Annotated in this window: 5 protein-coding genes and 1 pseudogene; 1 reads left to right on the forward strand and 5 read right to left on the reverse strand. The window is 60.8% G+C overall.

Going from position 1 to position 6,756, the window contains the following annotated elements:
* A pseudogene (locus ACWI6D_RS09105) lies at positions 1-192 on the forward strand (NADP-specific glutamate dehydrogenase); the annotation flags it as partial.
* A 128-nt stretch (positions 193-320) separates the two neighbouring features.
* Here the strand turns inward: ACWI6D_RS09105 and ribF are convergent.
* The 5 genes from ribF to infB all read right to left on the reverse strand — a co-directional run bounded on the left by ribF (position 321) and on the right by infB (position 6,672).
* Positions 321-1,244 carry a riboflavin biosynthesis protein RibF gene (gene ribF, locus ACWI6D_RS09110; RefSeq protein ID WP_449134451.1) on the reverse strand — a complete coding sequence of 308 codons (924 nt, stop codon included), beginning with the start codon at positions 1,242-1,244 and terminating at the stop codon, positions 321-323.
* Positions 1,228-2,202 carry a tRNA pseudouridine(55) synthase TruB gene (truB, locus tag ACWI6D_RS09115; protein WP_449134452.1) on the reverse strand — a complete coding sequence of 325 codons (975 nt, stop codon included), beginning with the start codon at positions 2,200-2,202 and terminating at the stop codon, positions 1,228-1,230. The genes ribF and truB overlap by 17 nt, the downstream gene beginning before the upstream one ends.
* 35 nt (positions 2,203-2,237) lie before the next feature.
* Entirely contained in the window at positions 2,238-3,236 is a 999-nt protein-coding gene (locus ACWI6D_RS09120; RefSeq protein ID WP_449134453.1) for a DHH family phosphoesterase, read from the reverse strand.
* An 8-nt stretch (positions 3,237-3,244) separates the two neighbouring features.
* On the reverse strand, positions 3,245-3,658 hold the full coding sequence (rbfA, locus tag ACWI6D_RS09125) for a 30S ribosome-binding factor RbfA (RefSeq protein ID WP_449134454.1): 414 nt from the start codon (positions 3,656-3,658) through the stop codon (positions 3,245-3,247).
* A gap of 263 nt (positions 3,659-3,921) precedes the next feature.
* A complete protein-coding gene (gene infB / locus ACWI6D_RS09130) occupies positions 3,922-6,672 on the reverse strand; it encodes a translation initiation factor IF-2 (protein WP_449134455.1) in 2,751 nt (916 codons plus the stop codon).
* Positions 6,673-6,756: the final 84 nt, after the last annotated feature.

Raw genomic sequence — 6,756 nt, forward strand, 5'->3', positions numbered from 1 at the left:
CAGAACGCCGAGCACCTCAGCTGGACGTTCGAAGAGGTTGACGGCAAGCTCGAGCAGCTCATGCGCGGCATGTTCCACAACGTGGACGACACCGCCAAGCAGTTCGACCACGAGGGCAACTTCGTCATGGGCGCCAACATCGCGGGCTTCCTGAAGGTTGCCGACGCCATGATGACCCAGGGCATCGTGTAAGCATTTCAGGCTCAACTGGTTCTACGAAAGCGGCTCTTCGGAGCCGCTTTTTTCATGGCGAAACGCAGAAAGGACGGCCGGAGTGCTAATCCGACCGCCCTAGCAATAGGCACTATCGAAACGTATGGCTACAGGTTCTTACGAACCCAATCGATGTTCCCTTGAATGGTGGCAATGAGTTCCTGGATGTCATCGAACTTGCGCATCGGGCGCAGCCATTCAATGAATTCCACCTTCATGTACTGACCATAGATATCGCCATCGAAATCAAGGATATGCACTTCGCACGTGGCGATGGCTCGATCGGCAAACGAAGCGGCAATGCCAACGTTCACCGCAGCCTTGTAACGCCTGCCTTCCACATCCGCGTACGCCGCGTACACGCCGTCGCCGAGCGGGCGCAGCTGATCGCCCACCACCAGGTTTGCCGTGCGAATGCCCATGTCGGCACCCTCTCCGCGCCCCGGCTTGACGATGCCGGTCATGAAATACGGTCGCCCAAGCAAATGATTCGCCTTCACGATCTCGCCCGCAGCCAAAAGCTTGCGGATGCGCGTGGCCGTGATGGGTGCGCCGTCCTCGCTTTTCAAGTCGTGGGCATCTACCACCATGCCATGCGAGTTCGCCCATGCCTTCAAATCCGGCACCGTGCCGGCAGCCTTCGCGCCGAAACGGAAATCGGAACCCACATGCAGATGCGCAGGAACATGCCCCCCAAACGTGCGATCAAGGAATTCCTCAGGCGAACTGGCGGCGAAATCCTTCGTGAACGGCAGCGCCACCACAGCGTCGACGCCCGTTTGCGCCAGCATCTCCAAACGCTCATCGTTCGACATAAGTTTGCGAAGACGATCAGCGTTGAACATCTCGTCAGGATCGATGTCAAACGTCAGCGCAATCGACTTCCCACCGTTTTCGGCAGCCGTCTGCTGCGCGCAGGAAAGCAGGAAGCGATGCCCGCAATGCACGCCATCGAAGACGCCGAACGCGCACGAGGTACCCTTGAACAAGCTACGGTCAAACGAATCGTCGGCCTTAAATATCGGAGCCACGAAGCACCCCCGTCTGAAAAACGCAGCATGCCTTAAAACGAACATGCTTCTCTTCATACTTATACAGCGCGATGACCTTGTTTTCGAAGATCACCGCCACCACTTCGCCATCGGCGGGCGGCTCGGCGCTTTCGCAAACGCCTGCAGTACATGCGCACAGCTCGGCCTGCACCGTCGTCCTGCGCCGCTCGAACAACGTGCACGCAGCAGCAGGAAGCGCATTGCCATTCTTGACAGCATTCGCCAGCGCGCCATCGGCATACACGAAGCGAACGCCCAGCAAACGCACCGGGTCAAGCGCGGCGCGCAGCTTCAAATCCTCAAGCGCCTCAAGCGAAACGCATTCGTCAAGCTGCAACCCGCCAACCTCTAAGCGGCGCAAACCGCTGAGATGCGCAGGGCAACCAAGGCGCAGCCCCATATCGCGGGCCAAGGCTCGAATATAGGTTCCCTTCGAAACGCGGAACTCCACGTCCCACTCGGGCAGCGCATCGCCGTTACCTTCGCGCACGGCAAGCAAAGCAGCCTGATACACCTCTATATCTCGAGGAGACAGTTCGATGATATGACCTTCGCGTGCAGCCTCGTACGACTTCTTACCATTAACTTTAATGGCAGAATACGCAGGTGGCAGCTGTTTTTGAGGCCCCACCATCTGCGCGACGAACTGCTCCGCAAACGCCCGGTCACCGACTTCAACCGGCACTGGCGCCGTTCTGGTTACCGCGCCTTCGCAGTCATCGGTATCCGTGCCCACGCCGAACGCGATGGTGGCGCGATACGCTTTGTCATGCCCCGTCAGGTACGCACCCAATCGGGTTGCAGGGCCGATGCAGATGGGAAGCACGCCGCTGGCAAGCGGATCAAGCGTGCCGGTATGTCCCACGCGCTTCTCGCCGAAAATCCGACGGCACCGATTCACCACGTCGTGCGATGTCATGCCCGAGGGTTTGTCCACTCCGACAACCAACGACAGTCCAGATTCCCCTCGCTTCACGAAGCGCGCACCGCCTCTGCCAGCGCAGCGCGAACCTGCGCAACGGCATCATCAAGCGTGCAGTACAGCGTGAAGCCCGCCGCGGCAACATGACCTCCGCCGCCGAACGTGCGCGCAATGGCCGACACATCCGTATCGTCTTTCGCGCGGAGGCTCCCGCGGATGCAATCCTCCTGCTCGCGCAGCATGCATGCCACGCGCACGCCCTCGATGCGGCGCAGCGCGTCGATAACAGGTTCGGCATCTGATTTCTGCGCACCGAAACGAGCGAAATCTTCGCGCGTCAGGTAGCCAAGAGCAGTTGCTCCATCTTCGCTGAACTCGGCACGCATGATAGCCGTTGCCTCAAGACGCATAGAGGCGTACGTGCGGTTCTGGAACACCTCGCGCGACACGCTTGCTGGATCGGCGCCCGCGGCAACCATCTCAGCGGCAAGGCTCATGCAGCGCTCGTCGGTGTTTTGATACTGGAAGCGCCCTGTGTCCGTGACCAAACCGGTATAGCAGCAATTGGCAACGGCGCCGGTACGCTCAACGCCAAGGTAGCCCGCAAGCTCCCAGATGAGCATAGTGGTGGATGCCGCATCGGGATCGACATACACCATGTCGCACATCGTCGTATCAACGGCGTGATGGTCGATAGTGAAGGAGAAAGGCGCCTGGTCAAGCAGCGCGCACGCAGCCTCACCGATGCGTTCGCGCGTAGGCACGTCAACGCCCACGAACGCGCCGGGTGCACCCTTGTACGCGCCTGCGAACACCAGGTCCTGTGCGCCATCCAGCACGCGCAGCAAGTTCGCCTCCACCGGCTCGTCTTTCACCAGCACGCAAGAAACGCGCTTGCCAAGACGCCGCAGCGCCGCAGCCAAAGCCAGCTGCGACCCTAAACAGTCGCCGTCAGGGCTCACGTGTCCGCACACCACGAAATCGTCAAGCTCGCGCATGCGATTCGCAACCTCAGCGAGCGTGCAATTCGTTTGAGGAGAAACTGCCATAGCGTTACCTATTCCTCTTCGTCGCGCTCTTCAGCAACAAAAGCCGCCTCGTGAGCTGCTGCAATCTCAGCGGATTCGCGATTGCGTTGGGCATCTCGCTCAAGCGCCGAAGCAATGCGCTCGGCCTCGTCAACGGACTTATCGAGAATGAAACGTAGCGCAGGGGCCACACGCCAAGAAAGCTTACGCGCCATAAGCGAGCGAATACGGCCCGAAGCCTTTTCGAAAGCCGCCGCCACGTCTTCGTATTCGTTTCGATCGGCGGAATAATACACGTTGCACACGCTACGGTCGTAGCTGACCTCGCAACCCGTAATGGTGACCAGCGTAAGTCGCGGATCGGAGATTTCAAACAGCAGGATAGACGCGATGACTTCGCGCGCCTGCTCATTCACTTTGCGGTTCGTAGAACCTTGCTTCATACCTCTTGCTCCTAACGTCTTCAGCGAAGAGAGGGATACGATAACCTAACGACCTTGCGAAAAGCGCACACGCACATCGCCAAAGCCGCGAATTCATGATAGCGCAGCGAAAGGGCCCGCTGCGGCATGCCGGCAATAACCCCGCGCGAAAGCAAATACCGCTTCATGCGCAAGGCCCGTTTGCCGCATACCGCATCGAGCCCAAATCACCTGCCCACAAAAGCATATGGCAGCCTGCATTCCAGGCTGCCATAGCGTTGATGCTACTCGGTGCGCTCAACCTCTTTGACGGTGTAACCCTCGATGGTGTCGCCCACCTTGATGTCCTGATAGCCGTTCACGCCCATGCCGCATTCATAGCCTTGCTTGACGGATTTGACGTCGTCCTTGAAGCGCTTTAGCGAAGCAAGCTCGCCCTCGAAGATAACGGTGCCGTCGCGCACGATGCGCACCTTGTCGTCGCGGTGCAGCTCGCCCTCGGTGATGTAGCAACCGGCAATGGTGCCCACCTTCGGGACCTTGAACGTTTCGCGAACCTCGGCAGTGCCGGTGTCCTCTTCCACGATCTCGGGCTTGAGCAGGCCAACGCGTGCAGCGTTGATGTCCTCGATGGCCTGGTAGATAACGCGATACAGGCGAATGTCCACCTTTTCCTTCTCGGCCTGCTGCTTGGACTTGCCGGTCGGGCGCACGTTGAAGCCGATGATGATGGCGTCGGAAGCCGCAGCCAGCGTGACGTCGGTCTCGGTGATGCCGCCAACAGCCGAGTGCACGATATTGATGCGCACCTCGGATTGGTCCATCTTGTTGAACGCATCGCGCAGTGCCTCGATGGAGCCCTGCACGTCGGCCTTCACGATCAGGTTCAGGTCGGTCTGCTTGCCTTCCTCAATGCGGTTGAACAGGTCGTCCAGGCTCATATGGGCCTTTGTCTCTTGCTCGGCCAGACGCGCACGCAGGGCACGCTCTTCGGCGAGCTTGCGGGCATCGCGCTCGTCGGTGAACACGCGGAACTCGTCGCCTGCCGTCGGCACGCTGTTCAGACCCAGAATCTCAACCGGGTCGGACGGACGAGCGCCGTCCACGTGCTTGCCGTGCGGGTCGACCAGTGCGCGAACGCGACCGTAAGAAGTGCCGGCAACCACGGTGTCGCCAGGATGCAGCGTACCGCGCTGCACCAGCACGGTGGCAACCGGGCCGCGGCCCTTGTCAAGATTCGCCTCGATGACGAAGCCGGAAGCCTCGGCATCGGGGTTCGCCTTCAGCTCCAGCACGTCGGCCTGCAGCAAGATGGTCTCGAGCAGCTCGTCGATGTGCAGCTTCTTCTTAGCCGACACGTTGACGAACATGTTCTGACCGCCCCAGTCCTCGGGGATGACGCCGTACTCGGTCAGCTCCTGACGCACGCGATCGGGGTTCGCGCCAGGCTTATCGATCTTGTTGACGGCAACAACGATCGGCACGTCTGCGGCCTTCGCGTGGTTGATTGCCTCGATGGTCTGCGGCATGACGCCGTCGTCGGCGGCAACTACCAGCACGATAACGTCGGTGACCTGCGCACCGCGGGCGCGCATGGCAGTAAATGCCTCGTGGCCAGGCGTATCGATGAACGTGATCTGATGATCGGCAATGCGCACGACGGAAGCGCCGATGTGCTGCGTAATGCCGCCGGCCTCGCCTTCGGCAACGCCGGTGTGGCGGATGGCGTCAAGCAGCGACGTTTTGCCGTGGTCAACGTGGCCCATGACCGTAACCACAGGCGGACGCGGCTTGAGGTCTTCCTCGCTGTCGTGATACACGACAGCAAACTCTTCCTCGGGCGACACGACGCGCACCTTGCGGCCCATGTCGTCAGCGATAAGCTCAACAAGCTCATCGGACATGGACTGCGTAAGCGTAAGCACCTGACCAAGCATGAACAGGCGCTTGATCACATCGTTGGGCTGCACGCCAAGCAGCTCGGCGAACTTGGCGACCGTGGAACCCTGGGGGATCTCGACGACGGAGTCGTCAAGCACCAGGCTCGGGTCAAGGCCGCGCTCGATAGCTTCCATCTCCAAACGCTCACGCGCCTCGGCTTCGCGCTTCTGCTTACGCTTCTTACGACGGCCTTCGCCCTCGTGAGAGCTAGCGGCGGCAACAGCGGCGCGAGCCTCGGCCAACACCTTGTCGCGCTGCAGCTCCTCGGCCTTCACGGCCATTTGGGCGTAACGATCCTCCGCAGGATTCTGCTGCTCAAGCTCGGGCACGTGTTGCTCGACATGCATGCCCTTCTTGCCATGCTTGCGGCCGGCACCGCGCTGCTGGCGGTTGCCGTTGCCGTTGTTGCCGCGAGCGGGCTGCTCGGCCTTCTGCTTCTCGATGCGCTGCTTTTCAGATTCAATCTGGGAAAGCAGGCTGTCGAAGCTGGACTTGCGAGCGCCCAAAACGGGGGCCTGACGCTTCGGGGCCGCCGGGGCAGAAGCCTTCGAGCCTCCCTTGGAATTGCGGTTGCGCAGCGCCTCTTCGACGGCCTGCTTCTTCGCTACTTCCTTGGCCATGGCAGCCGCACGCGCACGAGCCTTGCGCTCGGCGGCTTCGCGCGCCACGCGCTCCTTCTCGGACTCGATTTGATGCTGCAGGCTTTCAAACGGGCTGTTCGAAACCTTCTTCGGCGCCTTGTCCTGCGCAGGCTTCGGGGCATGGCCGCCCTCTTCGGCGCGACGGGCGCGCTCGGCTTCGCGCGCCGCACGCTCCTGCTCGACGGCTTCGCGACGAGCACGCTCCTGCTCGGCCTTCTGGCGCTTTGCCTCGGCGCGCTCTTCAGCAAGCTGCTTTGCCTCTTCCGCGGGCAGCTCGCCGGCGCGTTCCTTGATTTCAGGAGCAAGGTTCTTGCGAACTTTCTCCACGTAGGCCTCAGCCAGCATGCTCGCGTGGCTTTTAGCGGGAATCTTCATCTCATGGAGCTTGTCAAGCATGTCCTTGCTCGACATGTTGAACTCCTTCGCCAACTCATGCACTCGCATACTGGCCATATACCACTCCTCTACATCTTCCTCGCATCGTCCGCGTGCGCGGCGATATCGGCGGCGATCCGGTCGTAATCATCGCTGCCGAGC

It is taken from the genome of Senegalimassilia sp. (assembly GCF_977052095.1).